The sequence below is a fragment of the Thauera sp. SWB20 genome, assembly GCF_000831325.1.
Taxonomy (GTDB): Bacteria; Pseudomonadota; Gammaproteobacteria; order Burkholderiales; family Rhodocyclaceae; genus Thauera; species Thauera aminoaromatica.
In genome coordinates this window covers 73,330-100,210 of record NZ_JTDM01000017.1, presented here as the reverse complement: position 1 = coordinate 100,210, position 26,881 = coordinate 73,330, and the positions used below count along the sequence as shown (strand labels likewise).

Genomic DNA, 26,881 nt, shown 5'->3' with positions numbered 1-26,881 from the left:
ACCCCCCTTGCAAGCGATGGGCCCGGACTTGGCCAGGGTGGCTCCCGAGTCGCTGCAGTCCTTGCTGCAGGCGAGCCATGCCGATCCCTTCGCGCTGCTCGGCGCCCATCCGGTCGCGGGCGGAATGGTGCTGCGCACGCTGCTGCCCGGTGCGCAGGCGGTCGTGGTGCTCGACATCGACGGCCGTCCGCTGCTCGAGCTCCAGCCTCAGGACGGATCGCCGCTCTTCATCGGCGCGCTCCCGGGAGGCTCGCATCCGCTGCGCTACCGACTGCACGTACGCTGGTCCGGTGGCGGCGAGACGCGCTTCGACGACGCCTACCGCTTCGGCGCGCTGATCGAGGATCTCGACGTCTGGCTGCTCGCCGAAGGCAGCCATCACCGCCCCTACGAGTGGCTCGGCGCGCACCCTGTGACCGTCGACGGCGTCGCCGGCACGCGCTTCGCGGTGTGGGCGCCCAACGCGCGCCGGGTTTCTGTGGTGGGCGGCTTCAACGCCTGGGACGGCCGCCGCCACATGATGCGGCAGCGCCGCGAGTGCGGCGTGTGGGAGATCTTCCTGCCGGGCATCGGCGAGGGCGAGCTCTACAAGTACGAGATCCTCGGCGTCGACGGCGTCGTGCGCCTCAAGGCCGACCCCTTCGCCTTCCGCGCCGAGCTGCGCCCGCACACCGCCTCGGTGGTGCAGCGCCTGCTGCCCGGGCTGGCGATCGACGAAGCGCGCCGGCGCGCCAACGCGCTCGACGCGCCGATCAGCATCTACGAGGTCCACCTCGGCTCCTGGCAGCGCAAGGAAGACGGCGGCTGGCTGTCCTACCGCGAGCTCGCCGAGCGCCTGGTGCCCTACGCAGTCGGGCTCGGCTTCACCCACCTCGAGCTGCTGCCGGTGCACGAGCACCCCTTCGACGGCTCCTGGGGCTACCAGCCCACCGGGCTGTACGCGCCGAGCGCGCGCTTCGGCACACCGGAGGATTTCCGCGCCTTCACCGATGCCGCGCGCGCCGCCGGGCTGGGGGTGATCCTCGACTGGGTGCCGGCACACTTTCCGAGCGATGCCCATGGCCTGGCCGAGTTCGACGGTACCCACCTGTACGAGCACGCCGACCCGCGCGAGGGCTTCCACCAGGACTGGAACACGCTGATCTACAACTACGGCCGCGCCGAGGTGCGCAACTACCTCGCCAGCAACGCGCTGTACTGGATCGAGCGCTTCGGCGCCGACGGGCTGCGGGTGGATGCGGTGGCCTCGATGCTGTATCGCGACTACAGCCGGCGCGAGGGCGAGTGGGTGCCGAACCGCTTCGGCGGGCGCGAGAACCTGGAGGCGATCGACTTCCTGCGTCGCATGAACCACCTCGTCGGCACGCAGCGCCCCGAGGCGATCACGCTCGCCGAGGAATCCACCGCCTTCCCCGCCGTCAGCCGCCCGCCCTCACCCGACCTGCAGGGCGGCGGCCTGGGCTTCCACTACAAGTGGAACATGGGCTGGATGAACGACCTCCTCGCCTACCTCGCGCGCGACCCGGTGCATCGCAAGCACCACCACGACCAGCTGCGCTTCTCGCTGGCGTATGCCTTCAGCGAGAACTTCGTGCTGCCGCTGTCGCACGACGAAGTGGTGCACGGCAAGGGCTCGCTGCTCGCCAAGATGCCCGGCGACGTCTGGCAGAAGTTCGCCAACCTGCGCCTGCTCTACGGCTACATGTGGGCGCACCCGGGCAAGAAGCTGCTCTTCATGGGGTGCGAGTTCGCCCCGTGGTCCGAATGGAACGCCGACGCCAGCCTGCCCTGGGAGCTGCTCGGGCACGCCCCGCACGCGGGCATGCAGCGCCTGGTGCGCGATCTCAACCGCGTGCTGCGCAGCCATCCGGCGCTGTACGAGCAGGACACGGCGAGCGAAGGCTTCCGCTGGATCTCCCACGACGATGCGGCGCACTCGGTGCTGGTCTTCGAGCGCCGCGCGCGCGACGGCCGCAGCGTGGTGGTCGCGTGCAACTTCACCCCGGTGGCGCGCGAGGGCTGGCGCATCGGCGTACCCGCGGCGGGCACCTGGCGCGAGCTTCTCAACACCGACGATCCGGTGTATGGGGGCTCGGGCGTCACCAACGGCACGCTGCCCAGCGCGGCGCTGCCCTGGCAGGGCGAGGCGCAGTCGCTCACCCTGCGCCTGCCGCCGCTAGGCGTGGCGATGTTCGTACGCGCGGACTGACACGCCTGGACGCATGCCCCGGCAAGAGAACGCAGCGATGAGCGCCCCGCACCCCGACTCCCTTCCCATCCTGCAGCACGGGTGCGCTCCTTGCGAGGACGGGCCCGGCGCCGCAGCGGATCCGCTCGCCATGGCGCATGCGCTGCCTGATCCGGACTTGCGCCCGGGGCGGCCGTGGCCGCTCGGTGCCACCCTCACCGCAGACAGCGGCGAGACCGGGGTGAACTTCGCGGTGTGGTCGCCGGACGCCGAAGCGATCGAGCTCTGTCTTTTCGATGCCGCAGGCCGCGAGGCGCTTCGCCGCCTGGCGCTGCCGGCGTGCAGCGAAGGCGTCTGGCATGGCTTTTTGCCTGCCGGCGGGGTCGGCCTGGTGTATGGCCTGCGTGCTCATGGCCCGTGGGCGCCAGGGCGCGGCCACTGGTTCAACCCGGCGAAGCTGCTGCTCGACCCCTGGGCGCAGGAGGTGGTCGGCAGCTACGGCCGCCAGCAGCCCGGAGCGGCCGACGATGTGGAGCTCGCGGCAAGGCTCGCCGCGTTCCGCGCCGCCCGCAGCGACGATCCGCGCCTGCCCGACCCGCGCGACAACGCTGCCTTCGCCCCCAAGGCGAGGGTGCCCGCCCCCGCCCCTGCTCCGGCGTATGACCGCCCTCCCCGCCCGCACATCCCGCGCGAGCGCACGGTACTCTACGAGGCCCACGTGCGTGCGCTGACGATGCGCCACCCGGACATCCCGCCGGCGCTGCGCGGCAGCTACGCCGCCCTCGCCCACCCGGTGATGCTCGATCACTACCGGGCGCTCGGCCTCACCACGCTGAGCCTGCTGCCCCTGCACTTCCGCGCCGACGAAGCGGCGCTGCAGCGCCGTGGCCTCGCCAACCACTGGGGCTATGCGCCCGCAGCCTGGCTCGCCCCCGAGCCGCGCTACTGGAGCGGGCGCGCGGGCACCACCCCGACCGGGGAACTCGCGGGGGCGATCGACGCGCTGCACGCCGCCGGGCTCGAGGTGGTGCTCGACGTGGTCTTCAACCACACGGCCGAGCTCGACGCGGACGGCCCGATGCTGTCGCTGCGCGGGCTGGCCAACGCGCGCGCCTACCATCTCGACCCGCAAGACCCGGCGTGCTACCGCGACTGGAGCGGCTGCGGCAACGCGGTGAACCTCGGCGAGCCGCGCATGGTCGAGCTGGTCGTCGGCGCGCTGCGCCACTGGGCCGCGCGCTACCGCATCGACGGCTTCCGCCTCGACCTCGCGGTCACGACCGGGCGCGACCGCCACGGCCATTTCGATACCGGTGCGCCGCTGTTCGCGGCGATCGCCGCCGACCCGCTGCTCGCCCGCCTGAAGTGGATCGCCGAACCGTGGGACCTCGGCCCGGACGGCTACCGGCTGGGCGGGTTCGCGCCCGGCTGGATGGAATGGAACGACCGCTTCCGCGACACGATGCGCGCCTGGTGGCTATGCGGAGGGGGAGACCGCGGCGCATTCGCCCACCGCTTCGCCGGTTCTGCGGCGGAGTTCGACCACGACCGCCGCGCCCCCACGGCCAGCATCAACTTCCTGTGCGCGCACGACGGCTTCGGCCTGCGCGACGTGGTGAGCCACGACCACCGCCATAACGAGGCCAACGGCGAGCACAACCGCGACGGCCATCCGCACAACCACTCGTGGAACTGCGGCGTGGAAGGCCCGAGCGCGGACCCCGACGTGCTCGCCCTGCGCGCCCGCCTGCAGCGCGCCCTGCTCGCCAGCCTGCTGCTCGCCCAGGGCACGCCGATGCTGCTCGCCGGCGACGAGATCGGCCACAGCCAGCGCGGCAACAACAACGCCTACTGCCAGGACAACGAGACGACCTGGCTCGACTGGGCCGCCGCCGACCGCGAACTCCTCGCCTGCGCTCGAAGGCTGCTCGCCCTGCGCGCAGCCCACCCCGCGCTGCGCCAGGCCGCCTGGCTGCGCGGCCCGGAGCACGGCGAGGCGGCGAGCGTGCGCTGGCTGCGCCCCGATGGCGCCGAGCTGCAGGCCGCCGACTGGAACGATCCCCGCGAGCGCGCACTGGCGATCCTGCTGCATCCGCCCGGCCTGCGGCCGCACACGGTCGAGCACATCGCCAAACCCGCGGCCGCCGCACCCGCGCGCAGCGTGCTGCTGCTCGTCAATCCCGCCGCGGCCGCGTGCCGCTTCCGCCTGCCCGCGGGCGGATGGTCGCCGGTCTTCGACAGTGCCCGGGCCGACGGCGGCCCGGCGCCGCCCGCCCCCGGCCACGAAAGCCATCCTGTCGAGCCGGTGCTGTCCGCGCGCACCGTGCTCGTCCTCCTAGAATCCGCACAACACCACCAGGAGTCCTGATCATGCCTGCCGAAGCCGCCAACCGACGACGGATCCTCACGCGCCGCACCCTCGCCCTCGTGCTCGCCGGCGGGCGCGGCTCGCGCCTGCGCGATCTCACCAACGTGCGCGCCAAGCCGGCGGTGCACTTCGGCGGCAAGTTCCGCATCATCGACTTCGCGCTGTCGAATTGCATGAACTCGGGCCTGCGCCGCATCGGCGTGATCACGCAATACAAGTCGCACTCGCTGCTGCGCCACCTGCAGCGCGGCTGGAGCTTCCTGCGCAACGAGATGGGCGAATTCGTCGACCTGCTGCCGGCGCAGCAGCGCATCGACGAGGAGCAGTGGTACCAGGGCACCGCCGACGCGGTATTCCAGAACCTCGACATCATCCGCAACTCCACGCCGCCCGACTACATCGTCGTGCTCGCCGGCGACCATGTGTACAAGATGGACTACTCGATCATGCTCGAGGACCACGCCGCGAGCGGGCGCGGTGTCACCGTGGGCTGCATCGAGGTGCCGCGCGAGGAGGCCAAGGCCTTCGGCGTGATGGCGATCGATGCACGGCGCCACATCACCGCCTTCGTCGAGAAGCCCGCCGACCCGCCAGCGCTGCCGGGCAATCCCGGGCTGTCGCTCGCCAGCATGGGCATCTACATATTCTCGGCCAACTACCTCTACCGCCTGCTCGAGGACGACGCGAAGAATCCGGACTCCAGCCACGACTTCGGCAAGGACCTGATTCCGCGCGCGGTGGCGGAAAACCAGGCGCTCGCCCACCCCTTCACGCTGTCGGCGATCGCCACCCCGCCCTTCTCCGGCCCCTACTGGCGCGACGTCGGCACGGTGGACGCCTACTGGGCGGCCAACCTCGACCTCGCCTCGACCACGCCGGCGCTCAACATGTACGACAAGGACTGGCCGATCTGGACCTACCAGGAGCAACTACCGCCGGCCAAGTTCGTGCACGATCTCGACGGTCGCCGCGGCGAGGCGCTCAACGCGCTGGTCTCGGGCGGCTGCATCGTCTCCGGATCGGTCGTGCGCGAGTCGGTGCTGTTCTCCAACGTGCTGGTGCGCTCCTACAGCACGATCGAGCAGGCGGTGGTGCTGCCCGACGTGCAGATCAACCGCCACTGCCGCCTGAAGAAGGTCGTCATCGATCGCCACTGCGTGATCCCCGAGCGCACGGTGATCGGCGAGGACGCCGAGGCGGATGCGCGCCGCTTCCACCGCACCGAGGGCGGCGTGGTGCTGGTGACGCGCGAAATGCTCGACCGACTGTGAGCGCGGAGACCAGACGATGCGGATCCTTCAGGTGTGTGCCGAGATCTTCCCACTGCTGAAAACCGGCGGGCTGGCCGACGTCGCCGGGGCGCTGCCGCCCGCCCTGGGCGCGCTCGGCGCGGACGTCCGGGTGCTGCTGCCCGGCTTCGACGCCATCCTCGCCGGGCTGGAGTCGCCGGTCGAGATCGCCCGCCTGCAAGCGCCGGGCGGGATGGGGAACAACCCGGCGCGGCTCCTGCGCGGACACCTGCCCGCGATCGGCGGGGAGGCCTACGTGATCGACGCCCCGGGCTGGTACTTGCGCACGGGTGGTCCCTACGCCGACGCCGCACAGCAGCCCTACGCCGACAACCACCTGCGCTTCGCCCTGCTCGGGTGGACCGCAGCCGAGCTCGCCCAAGGGCTCGACACGTCCTGGCAACCCGGCGTGGTGCACGCGCACGACTGGCACGCCGGCCTCGTGCCGGCATGGTTGCAGGTCGCGGCAGCGCGCGGGCGGAGCGTGCCGGGCTGCGTGTTCACGGTACATAACCTCGCCTATCAGGGCATGTTCCCGCGCGCCTGCTTCGACGCGCTCGGGCTGCCCGCGCATTTCTTCTCGATCCACGGCGTGGAGTTCCACGGGCACCTCAACTTCATGAAGGCCGGGCTGTACTACGCCGGGCGCGTCACCACGGTGAGCCCGAGCTATGCGCGCGAGATCCAGGGGCCGGAACAGGGCTGCGGGCTGGACGGCCTCCTGCGCGCCCGCGCGCACGAGCTCTCGGGCATCCTCAACGGGGTCGATGCGGCGGTGTGGGATCCGGCCACGGATACCCTGCTGCCCGCGCGCTACACCGCGGACTACATGGCCGGCAAGGCGCGCTGCCGCAGCGCGCTGCGCCGCGAACTCGGGCTGGCGGGCAAGGCCGAGGGCCCGTTGTACTGCGTGGTGAGCCGGCTCACCGAGCAGAAGGGCCTGCACCTGGTGCTGCAGGCCCTGCACGCGCTGCTGGCGGGCGGCGGCCAGCTCGCCCTGCTCGGCAGCGGCGACGCCGGGCTGGAGGCCGCCTTCCGTGACGCGGCGGCAGCCGCGCCTGAATCGGTGGCGGTGCGCATCGGCTACGACGAAGCCTTCGCCCACCGCCTGATCGCCGGCAGCGACGTGATCCTGGTGCCCTCGCACTACGAACCCTGCGGCCTGACCCAGCTCTACGGCCTCAAGTACGGCACCCTGCCTCTGGTGCGGCGCGTCGGCGGCCTCGCCGACACGGTAGCCGACACCCGCCTGGAGACGCTCGACACCGACGCCACCGGCTTCGTCTTCGAGGAGTTCTCCGCCGCTGCGCTCGAACGCACGCTGCTGCGGGTGAATGCCGTCCACCGCCGTCCCACCGAATGGAGACGCGTGCGCGCCCGCGGCATGGCGAAGGACTTCGGCTGGGCGCGTGCCGCGCGGGAATATCTCGCCCTTTATCGTGGTCTCACGCCTGCATGAGGCCGCGCCGGCGCCCGTCGCCGCACCCGCTTCGCACACGGCCCGCCGCGGGCAGCTTCTGTGCTATACAGGACGAGTCCGACCGCCACGGAAACCATGCGGCATGCGGGACCGCCGCCACTGACCAGGTGAGCCCCATCGACGCGTCCAGACCGCACCCACCGCCTCGTGCCGGGCATGTGCTCGTGGCGGCGCTCGCCCTCGGCGCGGGCTCGGCGCAGGCCGCGGGGATCGATGCCGGCGGGCTGGCCTGGAATGGCGGTCTGGTTCTGCTCGGCGGCGGGCTGGGTTATCTGCTCGGCCGCCGCAGCCTGCGCCGACGCACCCTCGCCGGTGCGGCAGAGGGCTGCGCTGCGGACGGCCCGCTTCACGACGACGCCCCGGCGAGCGGCGGCGCGGCTTCGAGGCGGGAGTGGGCAGGCACGCCTGCAGACGCCGACGATTGCGCGCCGGCGAGCGCGCTCCCCCACGCCCTCCTCCCCGCCGCGCACGCCGCTCCGTCCGCGCCCGCGGGCGCAGGCGCGGCGATCGGGGTGGTCGCGACCGAATCCTATCGCGAGGTGGTCGATTCGCTCAGCGAGGTGCTCTTCCGCACCGACGAGCTTGGCCGCCTGGTTTTTCTCAACGACGCCTGGAAGGATCTCTCCGGTTTCGATCTGGACGCCACGCGCCAGCATGCGCTGACCGATTTCCTCCATCCAGACGACCGCTTGCGCGCACGCGACGCAATCCGCGCCCTGCTGTGCGGAGACGGCCAGGAATGGACCGACGAGTTGCGGCTGCGCACGCTCTCCGGCGAGATCCGCTGGGTGGCGATCGACTGCCGTGCCTTGCGCGACGGCAGCGGGCAGGAAAGCGGGATCGCCGGCACCATCGACGACATCTCGGCGCGCAAGATCGCCGAGTTCAGCCTGCGCAACCTGAATCAGGAGCTCGAGTCGCGGGTGCGCTCGCGCACCGCCGAACTCGAGACCGCGGTGCGCGAGCTCGAGGCCTTCTCATATTCGGTCTCGCACGACCTGCGTGCGCCGCTGCGCGCCATCGACGGCTTCGCGCGCATCCTCGTCGAGGAGGCCGGGCCGCGGCTCGACGAACGCCAACGCGAGCAGCTCGTGCGCATCCGCGCCGGCGCCGAGCGCATGGCGATCCTGATCGATGCGCTGATCGACCTCGCCAGCGTCTCCCGGCAACCGTTGCGCAGGAGGCCGGTCGACCTGTCGCGCATTGCCGAAGCGGTGATCCGCGACCTGCAGGCGGAGTCGCCCGGGCGCGTGGTCGCGGTCGAGATCACCAGCGACATGACGGTGGTCGCCGACCCGGTGCTGATGCACGTGCTGCTCGACAACCTGCTGCGCAATGCATGGAAGTTCACAAGCCAGTGCGAACATCCGCGTATCGTCTTCGGCGCGGAACGCGACGGCGAGCGCACGGTGTTCCACGTCGAGGACAACGGCGCCGGATTCGAGATGAACTACGCGGGCAAGCTCTTCCAGCCCTTCCAGCGCCTGCACGCGCAGCACGAGTTCCCCGGCACCGGGATCGGGCTCGCCACCGTACAACGCATCGTCGCCCGCCATGAGGGCCGGGTGTGGGCCAGCGCGGAACCGGGCAAGGGCGCGCGCTTCTGCTTCATGCTGGGGCATTGAGGGTGACGACGCCGCGCTCCGAAACGGGAACGCCCACTCCGGACAGCGGCGGTCGGTCGGCCGCGGCACGAATCGCAGGCGGCAGAGACAAAGGTCTCAACTGCCCGTTGTGCACTGCAGTACAATGAATTCCATTCCGCGCGCGCCCTGCGCCCGCCAAACCATTGCAGCACACCACTCGGACCTCAGGTGGCCACCATGAAAGAAAAGCACTATCTGACCCCGCTCCTCGAGCCGCGCTCCGTCGGCATCATCGGCGCCAGCGAACGCGAGGCCTCCCTCGGCAGCGTGCTCATGCGCAACATGCTCGAGGCCGGCTACAAGGGCAAGCTGTTCGCGATCAACCCGAAGCACGAGAAGGTGCACGGGGTCGCCTGCTACAAGTCGGTGGAAGACGTGCCGCAGCGCCTGGACCTGGTGGTGATGGCAATCCGCGCCGAGAAGACCCCGGCGCTGATGGAGGCCTGCGGCCGCGCCGGGGTGAAGGCGGTGATCCTGCTGTCGGGCGGCTTCTCCGAATCGGGCGCGCGCGGCGCGCTGCTCGAGCGCCAGGTGGTCGAAGCCGCGCACCGCCACCGCATCCGCCTGCTCGGCCCCAATTGTCTGGGCGTCATGCGGCCGCAGCTCGGCGTCAACGCCACCTTCGCGCACGCCAGCGCACTCAAGGGCAGCATCGGCCTGATCTCGCAGTCGGGCGCGCTGTGCGCGGCCATCCTCGACTGGGCCAAACCGAACAACGTCGGCTTCTCGACCGTGGTGTCCCTGGGCTCCTCGTCCGACATCGACTTCGGCGAGGTGCTCGAATACATGATCTCGGACCCGCGCACCGAGAGCATCTTCCTCTACGTCGAAGGCATCCGCGACGCCCGCCGCTTCATGAGCGCGCTGCGCGGCGCCGCGCGCGTCAAGCCGGTGCTGCTGGTCAAGGCCGGCCGCCACCCCGGCGCCTCGCGCGCGATCCTGTCGCACAGCGGCGCGCCGATGGGCGAGGACGCGGTGTTCGACGCCGCGCTGCGTCGCGCCGGCGTGATCCGCCTGTACAACATGGGCCAGCTCTTCGCCGCGGCCAACGCGCTGTTCTCGCACTTCCGCCCGCGCGGCAACCGCCTCGCGATCATCACCAACGGCGGCGGCCCGGGCGTCATGGCGGCCGACCGCGCGGCCGACATCGGCATCCCGCTCGCGGAGTTCGCCGAGAGCACGGTCGAGAAGCTCAACGCCTGCCTGCCCAGCGGCTGGTCGCACGGCAACCCGGTGGACATCCTCGGCGACGCCGGCCCGGAACGTTATCGCGCGGCGCTCAAGGCGGTGCTCGAAGGCCCCAACGTCGACGGCGTGCTGGTGATGCTGACCCCGCAGGCGGTGACCGACCCGAGCGGCGTCGCCGACGTCGTGATCGAGCTCGAGAAGACCGCCGACAAGCCGGTGCTGGTGTGCTGGATGGGCGAGGAACTCGTCGCCGAGGCGCGCGCCAAGTTCAGCGCCGCGGGCATCCCGCACTTCCGCACGCCGGAGCCGGCGGTCGAGCTCTTCAGCCACATCTCGGCCTACTACCAGAACCAGAAGCTGCTGATGCAGACGCCGTCCTCGCTGTCGCACCTGCCGCCGCCCTCGATCGAGAGCGCGCGCCTGGTGATCGAGATGGCCCTGTCCGAGCGCCGCAAGAAGCTCAACGAGATGGAGTCGAAGGCGCTGCTCGCGGCCTTCCGCATTCCGATCGCGCAGACCGTGGTCGCGCGCAGTGCCGCCGAGGCGATGGTGCTCTCGGCCGAGATCGGCCTGCCGGTGGTGATGAAGATCGACTCGCCGAACATCGTGCACAAGTCCGAGGTGGGCGGCGTGCGCCTGAACATCCGCAGCCTCGCCGCGGTGCGCTCGACCTATCAGGAGATCCTCGACGAGGTCAAGCGCGTGCAGCCCGAGGCGGTGATCAACGGCATCGCGATCGAGCCGATGATCCAGAAGCGCAACGGCCGCGAGCTGGTGGTGAGCGTGCGCCGCGACCCGGTGTTCGGCCCCGCGATCACCTTCGGCGAGGGCGGCAACCTGGTCGAGGAGAACCGCGACGTCGCGGTGGCCCTGCCGCCGCTCAACAGCTTCCTCGTCAAGGACATGATCCGCTCGACCCGCATCTCCACCCGCCTCGGCGAGTTCCGCAACATGCCGGCGGTGGACATGAACGCGCTCGAGCTGGTGCTGTTGCGCATCTCCGAGATGGTCTGCGAGCTGCCGTGGATCACCGCGATGGAGATCAACCCGCTGATCGTGGACGAGAACGGCGTGGTCGCGGTCGACGCGAACATCAGCGTGGAAAACGTGTCTCCGACGGCGGACCGCTACGACCACGTCGCGATCCACCCGTATCCGTCGCACCTGATCAGCACCTGGACCGTGCCCGACGGCACCACGGTGACGATCCGTCCGATCAAGCCGGAGGACGCCGAGCTCGAGGTCGACTTCGTGCGCCGCCTGTCGGCCGAGACCAAGTACTACCGCTTCATGAACACCATGCGCGAGCTGCCGCCCGCGATGGTCGCCCGCCTCACCCAGATCGACTACGACCGCGAGATGGCCTTCGTCGCCACCCTCGAGGCCGACGGCGTAGAGAACGAGATCGGTGTGTGCCGCTACGCGGTGAACCCCGACGGCGAGTCCTGCGAGTTCGCGGTCGTGGTGGCCGACGACTGGCAGCACCGCGGCCTCGCCCGCAAGCTCATGGGCGTACTGATCGAGACCGCGCGCAGCCGTGGCATCCAGTACATGAACGGCGTCTTCCTCGCCAACAACGAGCGCATGCTCAAGTTCGTGCAGAAGCTCGGCTTCGTGCTCAGCAACGACCCGGAAGACAGCTCGGTCAAGCTGGGCATTCTGGCGCTGCAGGACTGAGCGATGCCCGCGACGATCGAGCCCATCGAGTTCCACGGCCAGCCAGCGCTGCGCCTGGCCACCGCTTCGGGTGCACGCGCGGTGGTGGCGCTGCACGGCGCGCAGGTGCTGTCGTGGGCGCCGCCGGGTGGCGAGGAGCGCCTGTACCTGAGCCCGAAGGCAGTGTTCGACGGGCACAGCGCGGTCCGTGGCGGCATCCCGGTGTGCTTCCCGCAGTTCGCCGACCTGGGCCCCCTGCCCGCGCACGGCTTCGCGCGCAACCGGCGGTGGTCGCTCACGACCGAGCGCAGCGGCAAGGACTTCGCCCTCGCGGGGCTGACGCTCGCCGACGACGAAGCCACCCGCGCGCTGTGGCCGTACGCGTTTTCGGCCGAACTGTCGATCCTGATCGAGGACAGCCGGCTCGACCTCGAACTCGAGATCACCAACACCGGCGACGAGGCCTTCGAGTTCACCGCCGCGCTGCACACCTACCTCGCGGTACGCGAGGTCGAGGAATCGCGCATCGAAGGCCTGCACGGCTTCTCCTATCGCGACAAGACCGACGCCGACCGCATCCAGCGCGATAGCGGGGACGCCCTGGTGATCGAGTCCGAGACCGACCGCGTCTATCACGAGGTAAACCGCCCGCTGCTGCTGCGCGAATACCACCGCAGCCTGGGCGTCAATGCCGACGGTTTCCCCGACGTGGTGGTGTGGAACCCCTGGATCGAGCGCAGCGCCGCGATCGCGGACCTGCCGGACGACGGCTTCCGCCGCATGCTCTGCATCGAGGCCGCCGCCGCCCGCCAGCCGGTACGCGTGCAGCCCGGCGAATCGTGGTGGGGGCGGCAGACCCTGGTCGCCCTCTGAGCCTGCGTCGCGCACGCACGAGCCGCCGCAGCCTCGCTGCCTTCTGCCGGAGCGACGCGAGTCGCACTCACGGCGCCCGGAGTCCGCGCCGCCGTCGCCGGATCGCCCGCTCACGACTCGCTTCGCCCCGCAGCGGCCGCCACACCGGTCCGCGGGTTGCTCTCCCCGCGCCGCCTGTTGCACTATCCGGGCCTTATCTTCTGCGCTTCACCGCCTCTTCCCCATGCTCCCCCCGATCGAATACCGCATCGCCGAAGAGCTCGGCGTCTCGCCGCGCCAGGTCATCGCCGCCGTCCAGCTCATCGACGATGGCGCCACCGTGCCCTTCATCGCCCGCTACCGCAAGGAAGTCACCGGTGGCCTGGACGACACGCAGTTGCGCACGCTGGAGGAACGCCTGGGCTACCTGCGCGAGCTCGAAGACCGCCGCGCCACCGTGCTGGCCTCGATCGAGGAGCAGGGCAAGCTCACCGCCGAGCTGCGTGCCGAGGTCGAGGACGCCGACACCAAGCAGCGCCTCGAGGACCTCTACCTTCCCTACAAGCCCAAGCGCCGCACCAAGGCACAGATCGCGCGCGAGGCCGGCATCGGCCCGCTGGCCGAGACATTGCTCGCCGACCCGACCCTGACGCCCGAAGTCGAAGCCGAAAAGTACATCAACGCCGAGGCCGGTTTTGCCGACACCAAGGCGGTGCTCGACGGCGCGCGCCAGATCCTGATGGAGCACTTCGCCGAGGACGCCACCCTGCTCGGCGAGCTGCGCAGCTACCTGCACGAACATGGCCGGGTGCGCTCGAGCGTGATCGAGGGCAAGGAGAACGAAGGCGCCAAGTTCCGCGACTGGTTCGACTTCGCCGAACCGATCGCCACCATGCCCTCGCACCGTGCGCTGGCGCTGCTGCGCGGGCGCAACGAAGGCGTGCTGCGCCTGGCACTCGACGTCGAGCGCCCCGACCCCGACGCCCCGCATCCTTGCGAAGGCCGCATCGCCGTGCGCTTCGGCATCCGCAGCCAGGGCCGCCCGGGCGACCGCTGGCTCGCCGAGACCGCGCGCTGGGCGTGGAGCGTGAAGATCTCCATCCACCTCGAACTCGAGCTGATGAGCGAGCTGCGCGAGCGCGCCGAGGAAGAGGCGATCCGCGTCTTCGCGCGCAACCTCCACGACCTGCTGCTCGCCGCCCCCGCCGGCACGCGCGCCACCATCGGCCTCGACCCCGGAATCCGCACCGGAGTGAAGGTCGCGGTGGTGGATGCCACCGGCAAGCTGGTCGACACCGCCACCGTGTATCCCTTCGAGCCGCGCCGCGACCGCGAATCGTCGATCGCCACCATCGCCGCGCTGGCGAAGAAGCATGCGGTCGAGCTGATCGCCATCGGCAATGGCACCGCCTCGCGCGAGACCGACGCGCTGGTGGCCGAGCTGATGAAGCGCTACCCGGAGCTGCAGCTGACCAAGATCGTCGTCTCGGAGGCCGGCGCCTCGGTGTATTCCGCGTCCGAACTCGCCGCACGCGAGTTCCCCGAGCTCGACGTCAGCCTGCGCGGCGCGGTTTCGATCGCCCGCCGCCTGCAGGATCCGCTCGCCGAGCTGGTCAAGATCGATCCCAAGTCGATCGGCGTCGGCCAGTACCAGCACGACGTCAACCAGGGCCGCCTGGCGAAGAGCCTGGACGCCGTGGTGGAAGACTGCGTGAACGCGGTCGGCGTGGATGTGAACACCGCGTCTGCACCGCTGCTCGCACGCATCTCGGGTCTGAACGCCACGCTCGCCGGCAACATCGTCGAGTATCGCAATACCCGGGGCCCCTTCCGCAGCCGCAGCGCATTGAAGGACGTGCCCCGCCTCGGCCCCAAGACCTTCGAGCAGGCCGCGGGCTTCCTGCGCATCCCCAGCGGCGACAACCCGCTCGACGCCTCCTCGGTGCACCCCGAGGCCTACCCGGTGGTCGAGCGCATCCTCGCGCGCGTGCGGAAGAGCGTGCGCGAACTGATGGGCAACGGCGGCTTCCTCAAGAGCCTGAAACCGGAGGAGTTCACCGACGAGCGCTTCGGGCTGCCCACCGTGCAGGACATCCTCGCCGAACTGGAAAAGCCCGGCCGCGACCCGCGCCCCGAGTTCCGCACCGCGACCTTCCGCGAGGGCGTGGAGACCTTGAAGGACCTCGAGCCCGGCATGCTGCTCGAAGGGGTGGTCACCAACGTCACCAACTTCGGCGCCTTCGTCGACATCGGCGTGCATCAGGACGGCCTGGTGCATATCTCCGCGCTGTCCAACACCTTCGTCAAGGACCCGCACAGCGTGGTCAAGGCGGGTCAGGTGGTGAAGGTGAAGGTGCTGGAGGTGGACATCCCGCGCCACCGCATCGCGCTCACCATGCGCCTGGGCGACGAGGTGACTGCGAAGCGCGGCGAGTCCGGCGCCCGGCGCGACGAGGGTGCGCCGCGGCGCGGGGAAGGCGGTCAGGCCCCGCGTAGCGAGCAGCGCCCGCGCGGCGGTGACAACCGGCGCCCGCCCGCGCAGGGCAAGGGTGGCGCGCGCCAGGAGGCTTCCCGCCCCGCCGCTGCCAACGCACTCGCCGAAGCATTCGCCCGCGCCCGCGGCAATCGCTGAGGAGGCCGTCATGCCGACGACGATCCACGGCATCAGGAACTGCGACACCATGAAGAAGACCTTCGCCTGGTTCGACGGCGCGGGTGTCGCCTACCAACTCCACGATTACAAGAAGGCCGGCGTCGACGCCGCCACACTCGCGCGCTGGTGCGAGAAGCTCGGGTGGGAAGCGCTCGTCAACAAGCGCGGCACCACCTGGCGCAGGCTCCCGCCCGAGCAGCAGGCGATCGCCGACACGGCCGCCGCGATCGCGCTGATGCAGGCCCAGCCCAGCCTGATCCGTCGCCCGGTGGTCGAGTTCGCCGACGGCGGACTCGTCGTCGGCCTGGATACCGAGGCCTTCGAGCGCCACAACCGGGGCCGAGCCCAACCGCCAGCAGGAACACCGGACACTCCAAGATGAAGACGCCCCTCCCCACCAGCTATGTGCAACGTTTCCTGCTCGAGGACCTCGACATCCGCGGCGCGGTCGTGCGCCTCACCGACGTCTGGGAAGCCATGCAGGACGGGCGCGGCTATGCGCCCGCGGTGGCGCGACTGCTCGGCGAGATGAGCGCAGTCTCCACCGTGATCGCCGGCAACCTCAAGCAGCCCGGCCGGCTGACCTTCCAGATCACCGGCCACGGCCCCGTCAGCCTGCTGGTGATCGACTGCGCCGAGACCCTGAACCTGCGCGGTTACGCCAAGGCCGAGGGCACGCCCGCCGCGGGCACGCTGGTCGAGCTCGTCGGCGACGGGCGCCTGCAACTCTCCCTCGACATCGAAGGCCTCGATCAGCCCTACCAGAGCCTGGTGCCGCTGGAAGGCGACAGCATCGCCGAGGTCTTCGAGCACTATCTCGTCCAGTCCGAGCAGCAGCCCGCCAGGCTGTGGCTGGCGTGCAGCGCGCAGGCGGCGGTGGCCCTGTTCGTGCAGAAGCTCCCCGGTGCCGACCTCAAGGACATCGACGGTTGGTCGCGCGTCCAGCAGCTGGCCCACACCGTGCGCGAGGACGAGCTGCTCGGCCTCGACGCCGAGCAGATCCTGCGCCGCCTGTTCGCCGAGGAGGACATCCGCCTCTTCGACGCGCGTCCGGTCACCCACGAATGGCCGGCCGATCCGGACAAGATCGCCGAGATGTTGCGCGCACTCGGCGAGGACGAAGTACGCACGGTCCTGGACCAGCATGGCGAGGTGGTGGTGCATGACGATCTGTCCAACCACACCTACCGTTTCGATCGCAGCGACGTGGACGCGCTCTTCCGCCCGCCCACCCTGCATTGAGCCGGAAGCCGGCAAGGCCGGCCGGCTTGCGCCGCCGGCCTTGCCCGAACGTGTTCGCCTAAGTACACTCGCTCGATTTTGAAGACCGTTCAGCACATGTCCGCCAGCGCGCCCGCAAGATCGATCGAGTTCCACAACACGACCCTGGGCGCCACCATCGCCGTCCTGCAGGCGGCGGAACCGAGCACGCTTGCCGATTCGCTGCACAAGATGCTCGGCGGCATGCCCGACTTCTTCAGCGGCGAACTGCTCATCCTCGATTTCGGCGGGGTGGCGCAACTGCCCGAGCGTATCGATTGGTCGGGCCTGCAGTCGCTGCTGCGGCGCTACCGACTGCAGCCGATCGGTGTGATGCGCCTGGCGGCGGAACACCACGAGGGCGCCCGGCGCGCCGGGCTCGCACTGGTCGATCCGGCGCAGCTCGCCGCCCGCCCGCCCGCCGAGGCCCCCGCGCGCCACGCTGCTCCCGCGGAGGCCGCGCCCGCGGCTGCGCCGCCCCCGCTGCCGCCCCCGGTCGCCGCTGCGGCCACCCCGACCATGTTCGTCGAACGCCCGCTGCGCTCCGGCCAGCAGATCTATGCGCGCGGCACCGATCTCGTCCTGCTCGGTGGCGTGAGCCCCGGCGCCGAAGTCATCGCCGATGGCAGCATCCACTGCTACGGCCCCCTGCGCGGACGCGCGATCGCGGGCGCTCAGGGCAATCAGGCGGCGCGCATCGTGGCCAGCAACTTCGGCCCCGAACTCGTATCGATCGCCGGCGTGTACCGCACCTTCGAGCGCGGCATTCCCGAAGCCTTTGCCGGCAAGCCCACCTTGGTGCGGCTGAACGGCACCGACCATACACTCAACCTCGAAGCGCTGAAGCTCGACTGAGCCAGCCATACCGCATCCACAAGGGGAAACCGTGAGAGTCATCGTAGTAACTTCGGGCAAGGGCGGCGTCGGCAAGACCACCACCAGTGCGGCATTCGCCTCCGGACTCGCCCTGCGCGGCTTCAAGACCGCCGTCATCGACTTCGATGTCGGCCTGCGCAACCTCGACCTCATCATGGGCTGCGAGCGTCGCGTCGTGTACGACCTGGTCAATGTGGTCAATGGCGAGGCCCGCCTGAACCAGGCCCTGATCAAGGACAAGCACTGCGACAACCTGTTCATCCTCCCGGCCTCGCAGACGCGCGACAAGGACGCGCTCACCGAGGAAGGCGTCGAGAAGGTGCTGCAGGAGCTCGAGCACATGGGCTTCGAGTACGTGGTGTGCGACTCCCCGGCCGGCATCGAGCGCGGCGCGGTGATGGCGCTGACGTTCGCCGACGAGGCCATCGTGACCACCAACCCCGAGGTCTCCTCGGTGCGCGACTCCGACCGTATCCTCGGTATCCTGCAGAGCAAGTCCAAGCGTGCGCGCGAGGGCGGCGAGCCGGTCAAGGAGCACCTGCTCATCACCCGCTACTCGCCCAAGCGCGTCGAGGACGGCGAGATGCTGTCGTACAAGGACGTGCAGGAGCTGCTGCGCGTGCCGCTGATCGGCGTGATCCCCGAGTCGGAGTCCGTGCTGCACGCCTCGAACCAGGGCACGCCCGCGATCCACCTCAAGGGTACCGACGTCGCCGAAGCCTACGCCGACGTCGTCGGCCGCTTCCTCGGCGAAGACCTGCCGCTGCGCTACGTCAATTACGAAAAGCCCGGCCTGATCAAGCGCCTGTTCGGAGGCAAGTGACATGTCCTTCCTCGCCCGCCTCTTCGGCGAAAAGAAGAAGACCGCGGAGATCGCCAAGAACCGCCTGTCGCTGCTGATCGCCCACGAGCGCGCGGGCGACAGCCCCAGGGCCGACTTCCTGCCCGACCTGCAGCGCGAGCTGATCGAGGTCATCTCGAAGTACGTCGCGGTCAACCCCGACGACATCAAGGTCCAGCTCGAAAAGCAGGACAACTACGAGGTGCTCGAGGTCAATATCGTGCTGCCGGAGCAGAACCGCTGAGCCTCGGCCGCCCGGGTGATGAAATCGGTAACCATAGCGGACTTAAAATCCGCCGGCGCAAGCCTTACGGGTTCGAGTCCCGTCCCGGGCACCATCCCGCTCAGCCATTGTCCCATCCTTGCTGCGGCGTCCTGCCCGGCACAGTGACCGGACAGTCCTCGCCATGATCGTACTCGACCTACACTGCAGCAATGCACACCGCTTCGAAGGCTGGTTCGGTTCCGCCGCAGCCTTCGAGGCGCAGCTCGCGGATCGCCTGGTGAACTGCCCGATCTGCGGCGCCACCGAGGTCCGCCGCCTGCCGAGCGCGCCCTACGTCCAGACCGGCCAGTCCGCCTCGGCAAGGCCGCCCGCAGCGGGTGAGGTGCAGGCCGCGAGCGCCGTCCCTCCCTCCGCTCCTGCTCCCGAAGGACTCGCGCGCCTGATGACGCAGCTGCGCAGCCTTGCGCGCGTTGCGGAGAACGTGGGCGAGCGCCTGCCCGAGGAGGCGCGCCGCATCCACTACGGCGAAACCGAGGCGCGCGACATTCGCGGCTCGGCCTCCGCCGACGAGGTCGAGTCCCTGCTCGAAGAGGGCATCCTGGTGCTGCCGGTCCCGCCAGCCGAGGAAGACCTGCACTGAAGAGCCAGGGCGCAGGCGGGGATGCGTGCCGAGCACGGACCGCCAGGTCCACCGCCCTGTCGCAGCCGTGTGGAGTGCCCGTCCTCAGGTACGTGCCAGCATCAGCGGCACGCGCATCTCGTCCGCGCTGAGGCCACCATGCACGCCGATCATGGTGTGCTCGTGCTCGCCTGCCACGTGATCCACGATCGTCCACCCGGCCTCCATCAGTACCGCGTGGCTGCCCAGGCGTTCGGCCAGCCGCGGATGCACCTGACCCGGGCCGAGCAGGCCGGCGGCGAGAAAGTCTTCGCCGCGCACCGCCACCGCCTTGCCACGCAGCTCATCCGCAGCCCACGCTTCGAATTCGGCCTGCGCACCGGCGCGCACCCGGCAGAAAGCCAGCCGGCGCTCGCCGAACAGCGGCGCGGCGAGCATGGCGGCGACCTCGCCGTCGGGCGCGAGGTCGATGCGGCGCTCGGGTGGCGCGTCGATGAAGCCGTGGTCGGCCGTCACCAGCAGACGCACGTCGCGCCCCGCCAGCGCCTGCTGCAGCGACACGAAGGCGGCATCGACGCGCGTGAAGCACGCGACCGCCTCGGCCGAGCGGCAGCCGTGCTGGTGGCTCAGCATGTCGAACACCGGGTAATAGGCGTGGATCAGCCCGCCACTGTGCGCGAGCGCATCGGCCATGTCGACGATGGCGGCCACGTAGTCCTGCAGCCCTTCGTAAGGCTCGATGTGTGCCCCGCGCCCATGGTGCAGCGAGAAGCGCGAGAATGCGATCTGCACGGGGGAGACCAGGGTGACCGGTCGGCAGGCGTGGCGATACATCGGCGCCACCGGGAACAGTCGCGGCAGCAGGCGGAAGGCCTCCAGCGGCTCGCCGCTGCGGCGGATCAGCGGCAAGGGCGCGATCACGCCACCGAAGCGGCGATCGTGGATGAACCAGCCGTTGAGGCCGTGCTCGACCGGCGCGACGCCGGTCGCCAGCGTGGTGATCGCACTCGCCGTGGTGCTCGGGCACACCGAGCTCAGGCCGGCGTGCTTGGCCGCATGCAGCGCGGAGCCCCACCCGACCGTGTCGAGAAAGCGTTCGCCCAGCCCGTCGATGACCAGCAGCACGACCAGCGCGCGCTCGCCCGGCGCGACCTCGGCCGCAGGCCACCCGGCCTTGCGGTCGTGCAGCCAGTGGCGGAGCCCGCGCGCGAAGCCGTAGAGCCCGCCGTCGCCATAGTCGGGAAGAACGGCGCCGGCCGGGAGGGGCAAGGTGGAGTCGATGGTGAAGGGCATGCGGTGCGCGAGGATCGCAGAGAGCTCCGGGAGAGCTTCGAGCCTACCCTGCAAGGCCGCGTCCGGCAAACCGCCGGCGAGGCATGCACCGCGGGGGCACAATGCAAAAGCCGGATGGGCGCTGGGCGCACATCCGGCTTTCAGAATCTGGAGCGGGAAACGAGACTTAAATCCCCGCTTTAACTCCTTGATAACGCAGCAATTTTTACTTCTCATTGTGCCGCGAAGGACTGCATTATGTACTAACAGCTCTCGCCTGGCAACACCTTCGCGGTACTTTTTGCGACACCGACTCTGTCCGGCGCGGCGCAGGCGGCGGAGCGCGGATCCTTCGCGAATCGCCAAAGATCAACTGGCCAGAGTCGCGGGTCTCGATCCTATGCGAACCACCCGCTCTATGAAGCGGGTGAAGGGAACAGCACCCACAACCCAACCGGTTGATCAACAAAGAATTTCTTGGGGTCAGCTCCCCAAGAAGGCCTCTATTCTGGACTCAAAAATCCAAGTCGGTCAACGTGACGGACCAGATAAGTCCACCCAGAGCCGGAGACGGCTGCCAATAGCCAACGTACCTGGACCGATGCGGGTCAAGGAGCGTGCACATCGCCTTGCGGCCGGAACAACCGCCGAGCACGCTGCAAGAACCGCTTCATCGGTTCCGAGGGCTCGCTCTGACGGCGCAGCAGATAGGTCGTCAGCGTGGGCGTGATGCCCGCCAGCGGGCGTATCGCAATGTCGGGCCGCTGGCAAGTCTGCACCTGTGCACCGATGGCAAAGCCGATGCCATAACCGGCTCCCACCAGCGTGAGCATCACGCCAAGGCTTGTCACGTGGTCGGCTATCTTGGGCGTGATGGCCGCGCCGTCGAGCAGTGCCTGAATCTGGTCATGGCAGCCCGACGCCGCATCCGGGTGACACAGGACCAGCGGAAACTTCAAGGCGTCTTCCAACTTGACCTGTGCATGCGCGAGCAGCGGATGGCGTGTCGGCACGATCACCGATAGCGGATCGCTCCAAGCAGGCTCGGCGATCAGCCCTCCGGTGACCGCATCCGACAGCGCGAAGCCGACATCCAGCAGGTCATCGTGCAGGCCCTTGAGCTGCCGCGAAAACGGCAGATCGAAGACCCGAATCCCCAATTCAGGTTCTTCCTCGCGACTGCGCGCCAGTAGCGAGGCGATGCGTGGCTGGGCAAGGCTGTCGCAGATGGCGATGCGCAAATAGCTCTGGTAGCCCTGCGCTGCAGCCTTGGTAGCTTGAACCGCTTGGTCCACGGTGGCCAACACGCGCCGAGCTTCGCCCAGCAACACCTGGCCGGCCCAAGTCAGCCGCGTCTGCCGGGCACTGCGGTCGAACAATGAGACGCCCAGCAGGCGTTCGAGGTCGCGCATTGCTCGTGATACGGGAGATTGCTCGATGCCGAGACGCTCGGCCGCGCGGGCGAGATGCAGCTCTTCCGCGACTGCAACGAAATAGCGTAGCAATCTAGGCTCCAAGGCAGCCTCCTATCGGCCCTTTCCACCAGACCTTGGTACGAGCCAGCCACCAAGCGATGGGGGTGTCGATCAGGATCAGGGTGAGGACGCCTGCTAGACGTGCGGTCAACCGGAGGGCTTGCAGATCACTATCCGTCAGCACGCAAACACCCTCGTGTCAATGCGCATGCTTCGGGTCCGAGCACCCGAGTGTGCCAAGGATGCTCTTCGGTGAATTGCAGCGACCGGGGGAGACGTTGCCCACGCGAATGGTCCAGACTTTCATGCCGCAGGCTCCTCGACTACTCAATACATATGCTGGCCGCCGTTCATCGCCACGTTGCTGCCGGTCATGAAGGCGGCGGCTTCGCTGGCGATGAAGGCGACAAGTGCCGCAATCTCGGCCGGCTGACCGAGACGGCCAATCGGAATCGCATCGATGATCTTCTGGCGCACATCCTCGCGCACCGCCATCACCATCTTGGTGGCGAAATAGCCCGGCGAGACGGTGTTGACCGTCACGCCCTTGTGCGCCACCTCCTGTGCGAGCGCCTTGGTGAATCCATGTACCCCGGCCTTGGCCGCCGAATAATTGGTCTGCCCGAACTGGCCCTTGCTGCCGTTGATCGACGAGATGTTGACGATGCGACCCCAGCCGCGCTCGACCATCGGATCGACGAACGGCTTGGTGACGTTGAACATGGAGTCCAGGTTGGTGCGCAGTACGGCATCCCATCCGGCCTTGTCGAGCTTGCGCAGCGTTGCGTCGCGGGTGATGCCGGCGTTGTTCACCAGGATATCGATCCGATGACCGTCGGCGTGGATGCGCCGCGCCAGTTCCTGCGTTGATTCGTAGTCGGATACATCCACCCCGTAGGCAGCAAATGTGTAGCCCTGTGTCGCTTGCGCTTGCTGCCACTGGCCAATCGTGATGTTGCCGGGGGTATGCGTGACGATCACGCGGTGGCCGACGTCGTGCAGGGTACGGGCGATTGCAGCGCCCAACCCCCGGTTGCCTCCCGTCACCAGCGCCGTCCGTTGCGTCGTATACATTGCCGTCCCCTCATTTCTTGGTCTTGCCTTGGGGTACGGCGCTTGGGGCGGTCCAGGGCTGCGCCCAGCGCTGGCAAAGCTGCGTGAAAGAGGCTGCGTCGCCACTGGTGCCGAATGCCTCGGAGACAGATTCCTGCCAAGTCGTAAGTGCTTGACGCAGACCATTGGCAAAGGCCGCCTGGCTCTTGGCTGCTACTTGCCCGACCGCTTGGGCATCGCCCATGCGGCCTTGGCACAGGCGCCAGAACACCTCTGACGGCAAAGTCGCGAGCGCCTGCCAGTCGGCCGCCTGTTGGAGGCCCTGGATGCGCGAGGTGGTCTCCAGCACGCCGCCAGCGCTGAGCTGTTGCATGGCTTCGAGCCAGTGATGGCTGCTCTCCTGCAGCAAGCGCGTGATCTGCAGTTGCAGCTCGGCATTGGCTTTGTAGAGATGGATTGGCAGTTCGTTGCTCATTGCAGTGCCCTTCGGTCATGGTGGGCCCCCTTTGGGGCGGGTGTGGGCCATCCCTAGTGATGTCCCTGCTGAAATGGTCTGGCCTTGTCTCGGCTTCAGTGCGTCTTGGCTTCAGTGCGTCTTGTCACCGCATTGCCACATAGGTACCAGGCGCATCACCGAGCGGCGCCTGCGTGCCTCCCATGGCAGGTGGCGATACCCGCTCGGTCGAACGTCGCGCCAGCCACTGCTGCCAGGCTGGCCACCAGGAGCCCTTGTTCAACGGGGTTTCGGCACGCCACGTTTGCGGATCGATGTAGCGAGCGCCGGCGCTGCGGGTCGCAATCTGGTAGCTGCGCCGGGGGTGCCCCGGCTCGCTGACCACGCCGGCGTTGTGCCCGCCGCTGGTCAGTACGAAGGTCAGTTCCGCATCACTGAGCAGGTGCATTTTGTACACGGATGGCCAGGGGGCGACGTGGTCGCGCACCGTGCCGACGATGAGCATCGGCACTTCGATGTCGGCGATCGCCACCGGCCGTCCGCCGACCTGGTAGCGTCCCTCGGCCAGATCGTTGTTCAGATACAAACGCCGCAGGTACTCGCTGTGCATGCGATACGGCATGCGCGTCACGTCGGCATTCCAGGCCATCAGGTCATTGAACTCCTGCCGTTCGCCCAGCAGGTACTCGCGCACGCGGCGCGACCAGATCAGGTCGCGCGAGTTGAGCATCTGGAAAGAGGCGGCCATCTGCTTGCCGTCGAGATAGCCCTTGTCCCACATCCCGGCTTCCAGCCAGGCGAGTTGACTGTCGTCGATGAAAAGCGCGATTTCGCCCGACTCGCGGAAGTCGGTCTCCGACGCCAGCAGCGTCAAACTGTGCAGCCGTTCGTCGCCATCGCGCGCCATCGCGGCTGCGGCGATCGTCAGCAAGGTGCCGCCCAGGCAATAGCCAACCGCCTGCACCTTGCGCTCAGGCACGATGGCCGTGACCGCGTCCAGTGCATCCATGACCCCCAGCCATCGGTAATCCTCGAGGCCGAGGTCGCGATCGGCCGCGGTCGGGTTCTTCCAGGAAAGGATGAACACCGTATGCCCCTGGTCGACCAGGTACTTCACCATCGAGTTGTGCGGTGACAGGTCGAGGATGTAGTACTTCATGATCCAGGAGGGCACGATCAGCACCGGCTCGGCATACACATCGGGGGTCGTGGGTGTGTACTGGATCAGCTCGATCAGGTGGTTGCGAAACACCACCTTTCCTGGTGTGACCGCCACGTCCTGGCCGACTTTGAAGCCTTCGACCCCGGCCGGTTCATCGTCAAGCGCAAGACGCTGTGTATCGTCGAGGAAGTTCATCGCGCCGCGCCACAGGTTGGCGCCGCCGCTGGTTCTGATGGCTTCCAGCACTTCCGGGTTGGTCCAGATGAAATTCGATGGCGACCACATGTCCAGCCACTGCCGCCCGGCGAAAGTGACCATGTTCTCGTGATGGCGCGACACGCCGCGCACGCCGGTGGTGGCGTTGTGCCACCACTGCTGCTGCAGCAAAAAGCCCTGGTGGATCACGTTGAACGGCCATTGCTGCCAGGCCGGCGCCTCGAAGCGCCGATCCTGCTCCAACGGCTCGATGCACGTGGGGCAGCCGTGGGCACTTGCAGCGTGCGCGACGTAGCGCGCCAAGCGTCGCTGCTTGTGCAATCCCTTTTCGATCAGGCTGCGCTGCTTGCCCGGTGAAAGGCTCAGGTGCAGCGCCCAGTCGTACCAAGCCAGCAAACCCGCCGCCGGTGACAACCCGCCAGTGCCGCGTGCCCGGCACGCGTTCGCAAGCGTATCCAGGACATCGGGGCGACAGACGACTTCGGACGGTGCCGGCGCGGGCTTGTCAGGTATGGCAAGGGTGTTCATCTCTGGTCTTCCGATGTTGTAAGTAACTTATTACTATCATAATGCCTACGGGAAAAGATGCAAAGCCTTGAAGAACGCCCGGGGGATTTCCGCCTTCGCTCGAACGAAACCGCTTCTCTTGCTCTGACTGGGGTGGCCGACCTGCCGACCGATTACTCATGATGTGCCTGAGGAGTGTGTTCGCTTCCTGGGTCTCGTCAGCTCACTTGGCTACGATCCATGGATGGGACAGGAACCATCCTTTCCCATGCGATGAACCGTATTCCCGATCTTGCGACGCGGATGTTTTGCATGTTAGGATAGTAATAAGTCACTTACTTTATGGAGTCTGATCGGTGAGCGAACGTCCTCAACATCTGTCCGCTGAAGAGCGGCGTGCTGCCACAGTGCAAGCGGTGGTGGACTTGGCCGCGGAGCAAAACCCGGCCGAAATCACGACCACGGCCATCGCCGATCGAATGGGTTTGACGCAGGGCGCGCTGTTTCGCCACTTCCCCACCAAGGACGCGATCCTGGAGGCAACGATGACCTGGGTCGGTGAGCGTCTGCTGGTGCGCGTGGACAAGGCGGCCGAGGGCGCCGCGTCGCCTGCCGCGGCACTCGAAGCCATGTTCATGACGCACATCGACTTCGTGGCCAAGCATCCCGGCGTGCCGCGCATGCTGTTCGGAGAGCTGCAACGCTCTGGCGAGACGCTCGCCAAGCGGATGGTGCAGACCTTGCTCCGTCAATACGAACAGCGCCTGCGCCGCCTGATGGAGGCAGGCAAGGCCCAAGGCGACCTGGATGCGGATCTGGACGTAGATGCCGCCGCCGTGTTGTTCATCGGCACGATCCAGGGACTGGTCATGCAGTCGCTGTTGGCCGGCAAGGTCAGTCGCATCCGTCGTGATGCGCCAGCCGTGTTTGCCATCTATCTCCGTGGCATCACGCACACCCGATGAAACGCCTTCCATCCTGCCGCCACGCAGTTGCCCGGTCGGCCGAGAGGCACACCACGGTCATGCGATCGCGTTGCGCCTCCAGCGCGAATCCGCGTCATTCAACACTCAGCCCGACCGCCCGGCGGAACGCACACGCACACCGCGACGACGGCGAAGGCTTGGGAGTTTCCGCGATCAAGTGAAGGCCATGAAGATGACCACTCATCCACAACGCAGCATCTGGCACTGGCTGATCTCCCTGCTCGCGATCGGCTTCGGCCTGCTCACTCTTCGGGAGGGCGGCGCCGTTCTGTTTGTCGACGGCGCGGCGCGCCAAGCCGCCGGCCACTATGTGCCTTTCGTGCTCTGGTTCAATTTTCTGGCCGGGCTCGCCTACATCGTCGCCGGCGTCGGCTTGTGGATGCGCCAGCGCTGGGCCGCGTGGTTGGCGATTGTCATCACGGTGGCGACCGCACTCGTGTTCCTGGCTTTCGGAGTGCATGTGGCTTTGGGTGGCGCCTGGGAGCGGCGCACGGTGGTCGCCATGACGCTGCGCACGTTGGTGTGGGCAGGCATAGCGGCCATAGCCTGGCGCCGGTCAGCGGCGAATGCGCCGGTCGCACGCGAGCACTGAGCACCTTTATCCAGCGGAAACC

At 68.5% G+C, this 26,881-nt stretch carries 21 protein-coding genes and 1 tRNA gene; 17 read left to right on the top strand and 5 right to left on the bottom strand.

The genetic code is table 11. From position 1 onward, the window contains the following. Positions 1 to 16: 16 nt before the first annotated feature. The 15 genes from glgB to PO78_RS09270 all read left to right on the top strand — a co-directional run bounded on the left by glgB (position 17) and on the right by PO78_RS09270 (position 19,163). Positions 17 to 2,209, top strand: a complete 2,193-nt coding sequence (glgB, locus tag PO78_RS09340) for a 1,4-alpha-glucan branching protein GlgB (protein WP_043743393.1) — start codon at positions 17 to 19, stop codon at positions 2,207 to 2,209. 37 nt (positions 2,210 to 2,246) lie between these two features. Further along, positions 2,247 to 4,556 (top strand): glycogen debranching protein GlgX, encoded by a 2,310-nt coding sequence (glgX, locus tag PO78_RS09335; RefSeq protein WP_231570665.1) that lies wholly within the window; start codon positions 2,247 to 2,249, stop codon positions 4,554 to 4,556. A 2-nt stretch (positions 4,557 to 4,558) separates the two neighbouring features. Further along, positions 4,559 to 5,827, top strand: a complete 1,269-nt coding sequence (gene glgC, locus PO78_RS09330; protein ID WP_004318234.1) for a glucose-1-phosphate adenylyltransferase — start codon at positions 4,559 to 4,561, stop codon at positions 5,825 to 5,827. Between the two features lie 16 nt (positions 5,828 to 5,843). Beyond that, complete coding sequence (gene glgA, locus PO78_RS09325; protein WP_004318236.1) at positions 5,844 to 7,304, top strand: glycogen synthase GlgA; 1,461 nt, start codon at positions 5,844 to 5,846, stop codon at positions 7,302 to 7,304. Between the two features lie 185 nt (positions 7,305 to 7,489). Further along, positions 7,490 to 8,950, top strand: coding sequence for a sensor histidine kinase (locus tag PO78_RS09320; RefSeq protein WP_231570664.1), 1,461 nt, complete (start codon positions 7,490 to 7,492; stop codon positions 8,948 to 8,950). A gap of 198 nt (positions 8,951 to 9,148) precedes the next feature. Next, positions 9,149 to 11,836: a bifunctional acetate--CoA ligase family protein/GNAT family N-acetyltransferase gene (locus PO78_RS09315; protein ID WP_004318240.1), complete on the top strand. Its 2,688-nt coding sequence runs from the start codon at positions 9,149 to 9,151 to the stop codon at positions 11,834 to 11,836. 3 nt (positions 11,837 to 11,839) lie between these two features. After that, positions 11,840 to 12,688 (top strand): D-hexose-6-phosphate mutarotase, encoded by an 849-nt coding sequence (locus tag PO78_RS09310; protein ID WP_004318241.1) that lies wholly within the window; start codon positions 11,840 to 11,842, stop codon positions 12,686 to 12,688. A 223-nt stretch (positions 12,689 to 12,911) separates the two neighbouring features. Beyond that, a complete protein-coding gene (locus tag PO78_RS09305; protein ID WP_004318243.1) occupies positions 12,912 to 15,299 on the top strand; it encodes a Tex family protein in 2,388 nt (795 codons plus the stop codon). Between the two features lie 10 nt (positions 15,300 to 15,309). After that, complete coding sequence (locus PO78_RS09300; RefSeq protein ID WP_043743389.1) at positions 15,310 to 15,702, top strand: arsenate reductase; 393 nt, start codon at positions 15,310 to 15,312, stop codon at positions 15,700 to 15,702. After that, complete coding sequence (gene hslO / locus PO78_RS09295; RefSeq protein ID WP_004318246.1) at positions 15,699 to 16,562, top strand: Hsp33 family molecular chaperone HslO; 864 nt, start codon at positions 15,699 to 15,701, stop codon at positions 16,560 to 16,562. Before PO78_RS09300 ends, hslO begins: the two co-directional genes overlap by 4 nt. Positions 16,563 to 16,658: 96 nt before the next feature. Continuing rightward, entirely contained in the window at positions 16,659 to 17,435 is a 777-nt protein-coding gene (gene minC / locus PO78_RS09290) for a septum site-determining protein MinC (protein WP_043743388.1), read from the top strand. Positions 17,436 to 17,466: 31 nt separating this feature from the next. After that, positions 17,467 to 18,279, top strand: a complete 813-nt coding sequence (gene minD / locus PO78_RS09285) for a septum site-determining protein MinD (protein ID WP_004324902.1) — start codon at positions 17,467 to 17,469, stop codon at positions 18,277 to 18,279. Position 18,280: 1 nt separating this feature from the next. Then, on the top strand, positions 18,281 to 18,541 hold the full coding sequence (gene minE / locus PO78_RS09280) for a cell division topological specificity factor MinE (protein ID WP_004324900.1): 261 nt from the start codon (positions 18,281 to 18,283) through the stop codon (positions 18,539 to 18,541). Between the two features lie 9 nt (positions 18,542 to 18,550). Further along, positions 18,551 to 18,635 (top strand) — tRNA-Leu (locus PO78_RS09275). 69 nt (positions 18,636 to 18,704) lie between these two features. Next, positions 18,705 to 19,163 (top strand): DUF1178 family protein, encoded by a 459-nt coding sequence (locus PO78_RS09270; protein ID WP_004324898.1) that lies wholly within the window; start codon positions 18,705 to 18,707, stop codon positions 19,161 to 19,163. Positions 19,164 to 19,247: 84 nt separating this feature from the next. Here the strand turns inward: PO78_RS09270 and PO78_RS09265 are convergent, their stop codons facing one another. From PO78_RS09265 to PO78_RS09245, 5 genes are all read right to left on the bottom strand, one after another. Next, a complete protein-coding gene (locus tag PO78_RS09265) occupies positions 19,248 to 20,435 on the bottom strand; it encodes an alkaline phosphatase family protein (RefSeq protein ID WP_004324896.1) in 1,188 nt (395 codons plus the stop codon). A 587-nt stretch (positions 20,436 to 21,022) separates the two neighbouring features. Next, on the bottom strand, positions 21,023 to 21,919 hold the full coding sequence (locus PO78_RS09260; protein ID WP_443080472.1) for a LysR family transcriptional regulator: 897 nt from the start codon (positions 21,917 to 21,919) through the stop codon (positions 21,023 to 21,025). Between the two features lie 297 nt (positions 21,920 to 22,216). Next, on the bottom strand, positions 22,217 to 22,963 hold the full coding sequence (phbB, locus tag PO78_RS09255; RefSeq protein ID WP_004255163.1) for an acetoacetyl-CoA reductase: 747 nt from the start codon (positions 22,961 to 22,963) through the stop codon (positions 22,217 to 22,219). A 10-nt stretch (positions 22,964 to 22,973) separates the two neighbouring features. Then, positions 22,974 to 23,417 carry a phasin family protein gene (locus PO78_RS09250; protein WP_004255160.1) on the bottom strand — a complete coding sequence of 148 codons (444 nt, stop codon included), beginning with the start codon at positions 23,415 to 23,417 and terminating at the stop codon, positions 22,974 to 22,976. 124 nt (positions 23,418 to 23,541) lie between these two features. Continuing rightward, a complete protein-coding gene (locus PO78_RS09245) occupies positions 23,542 to 25,302 on the bottom strand; it encodes a PHA/PHB synthase family protein (RefSeq protein WP_043743383.1) in 1,761 nt (586 codons plus the stop codon). 335 nt (positions 25,303 to 25,637) lie between these two features. Between PO78_RS09245 and PO78_RS09240 the strand changes: the two genes are divergently transcribed. Both PO78_RS09240 and PO78_RS09235 read left to right on the top strand, forming a co-directional pair. After that, a complete protein-coding gene (locus PO78_RS09240) occupies positions 25,638 to 26,246 on the top strand; it encodes a TetR/AcrR family transcriptional regulator (protein WP_004255154.1) in 609 nt (202 codons plus the stop codon). 187 nt (positions 26,247 to 26,433) lie between these two features. Beyond that, the gene (locus PO78_RS09235) at positions 26,434 to 26,859 is read left to right on the top strand and encodes a hypothetical protein (protein WP_082047718.1); all 426 of its coding nucleotides are present in this window, start codon (positions 26,434 to 26,436) and stop codon (positions 26,857 to 26,859) included. Positions 26,860 to 26,881: the final 22 nt, after the last annotated feature.

Excerpts from the sequence above, each read along its gene's own strand:
- glgB (WP_043743393.1), top strand. The coding sequence starts at position 17 with ATGGGCCCGGACTTGGCCAGGGTGGCTCCCGAGTCGCTGCAGTCCTTG.
- glgX (WP_231570665.1), top strand. The coding sequence starts at position 2,247 with ATGAGCGCCCCGCACCCCGACTCCCTTCCCATCCTGCAGCACGGGTGC.
- glgC (WP_004318234.1), top strand. The coding sequence starts at position 4,559 with ATGCCTGCCGAAGCCGCCAACCGACGACGGATCCTCACGCGCCGCACC.
- glgA (WP_004318236.1), top strand. The coding sequence starts at position 5,844 with ATGCGGATCCTTCAGGTGTGTGCCGAGATCTTCCCACTGCTGAAAACC.
- PO78_RS09315 (WP_004318240.1), top strand. The coding sequence starts at position 9,149 with ATGAAAGAAAAGCACTATCTGACCCCGCTCCTCGAGCCGCGCTCCGTC.
- PO78_RS09310 (WP_004318241.1), top strand. The coding sequence starts at position 11,840 with ATGCCCGCGACGATCGAGCCCATCGAGTTCCACGGCCAGCCAGCGCTG.
- PO78_RS09305 (WP_004318243.1), top strand. The coding sequence starts at position 12,912 with ATGCTCCCCCCGATCGAATACCGCATCGCCGAAGAGCTCGGCGTCTCG.
- PO78_RS09300 (WP_043743389.1), top strand. The coding sequence starts at position 15,310 with ATGCCGACGACGATCCACGGCATCAGGAACTGCGACACCATGAAGAAG.
- hslO (WP_004318246.1), top strand. The coding sequence starts at position 15,699 with ATGAAGACGCCCCTCCCCACCAGCTATGTGCAACGTTTCCTGCTCGAG.
- minC (WP_043743388.1), top strand. The coding sequence starts at position 16,659 with ATGTCCGCCAGCGCGCCCGCAAGATCGATCGAGTTCCACAACACGACC.
- minE (WP_004324900.1), top strand. The coding sequence starts at position 18,281 with ATGTCCTTCCTCGCCCGCCTCTTCGGCGAAAAGAAGAAGACCGCGGAG.
- PO78_RS09270 (WP_004324898.1), top strand. The coding sequence starts at position 18,705 with ATGATCGTACTCGACCTACACTGCAGCAATGCACACCGCTTCGAAGGC.
- PO78_RS09265 (WP_004324896.1), bottom strand. The coding sequence starts at position 20,435 with ATGCCCTTCACCATCGACTCCACCTTGCCCCTCCCGGCCGGCGCCGTT.
- phbB (WP_004255163.1), bottom strand. The coding sequence starts at position 22,963 with ATGTATACGACGCAACGGACGGCGCTGGTGACGGGAGGCAACCGGGGG.
- PO78_RS09250 (WP_004255160.1), bottom strand. The coding sequence starts at position 23,417 with ATGAGCAACGAACTGCCAATCCATCTCTACAAAGCCAATGCCGAGCTG.
- PO78_RS09245 (WP_043743383.1), bottom strand. The coding sequence starts at position 25,302 with ATGAACACCCTTGCCATACCTGACAAGCCCGCGCCGGCACCGTCCGAA.
- PO78_RS09235 (WP_082047718.1), top strand. The coding sequence starts at position 26,434 with ATGAAGATGACCACTCATCCACAACGCAGCATCTGGCACTGGCTGATC.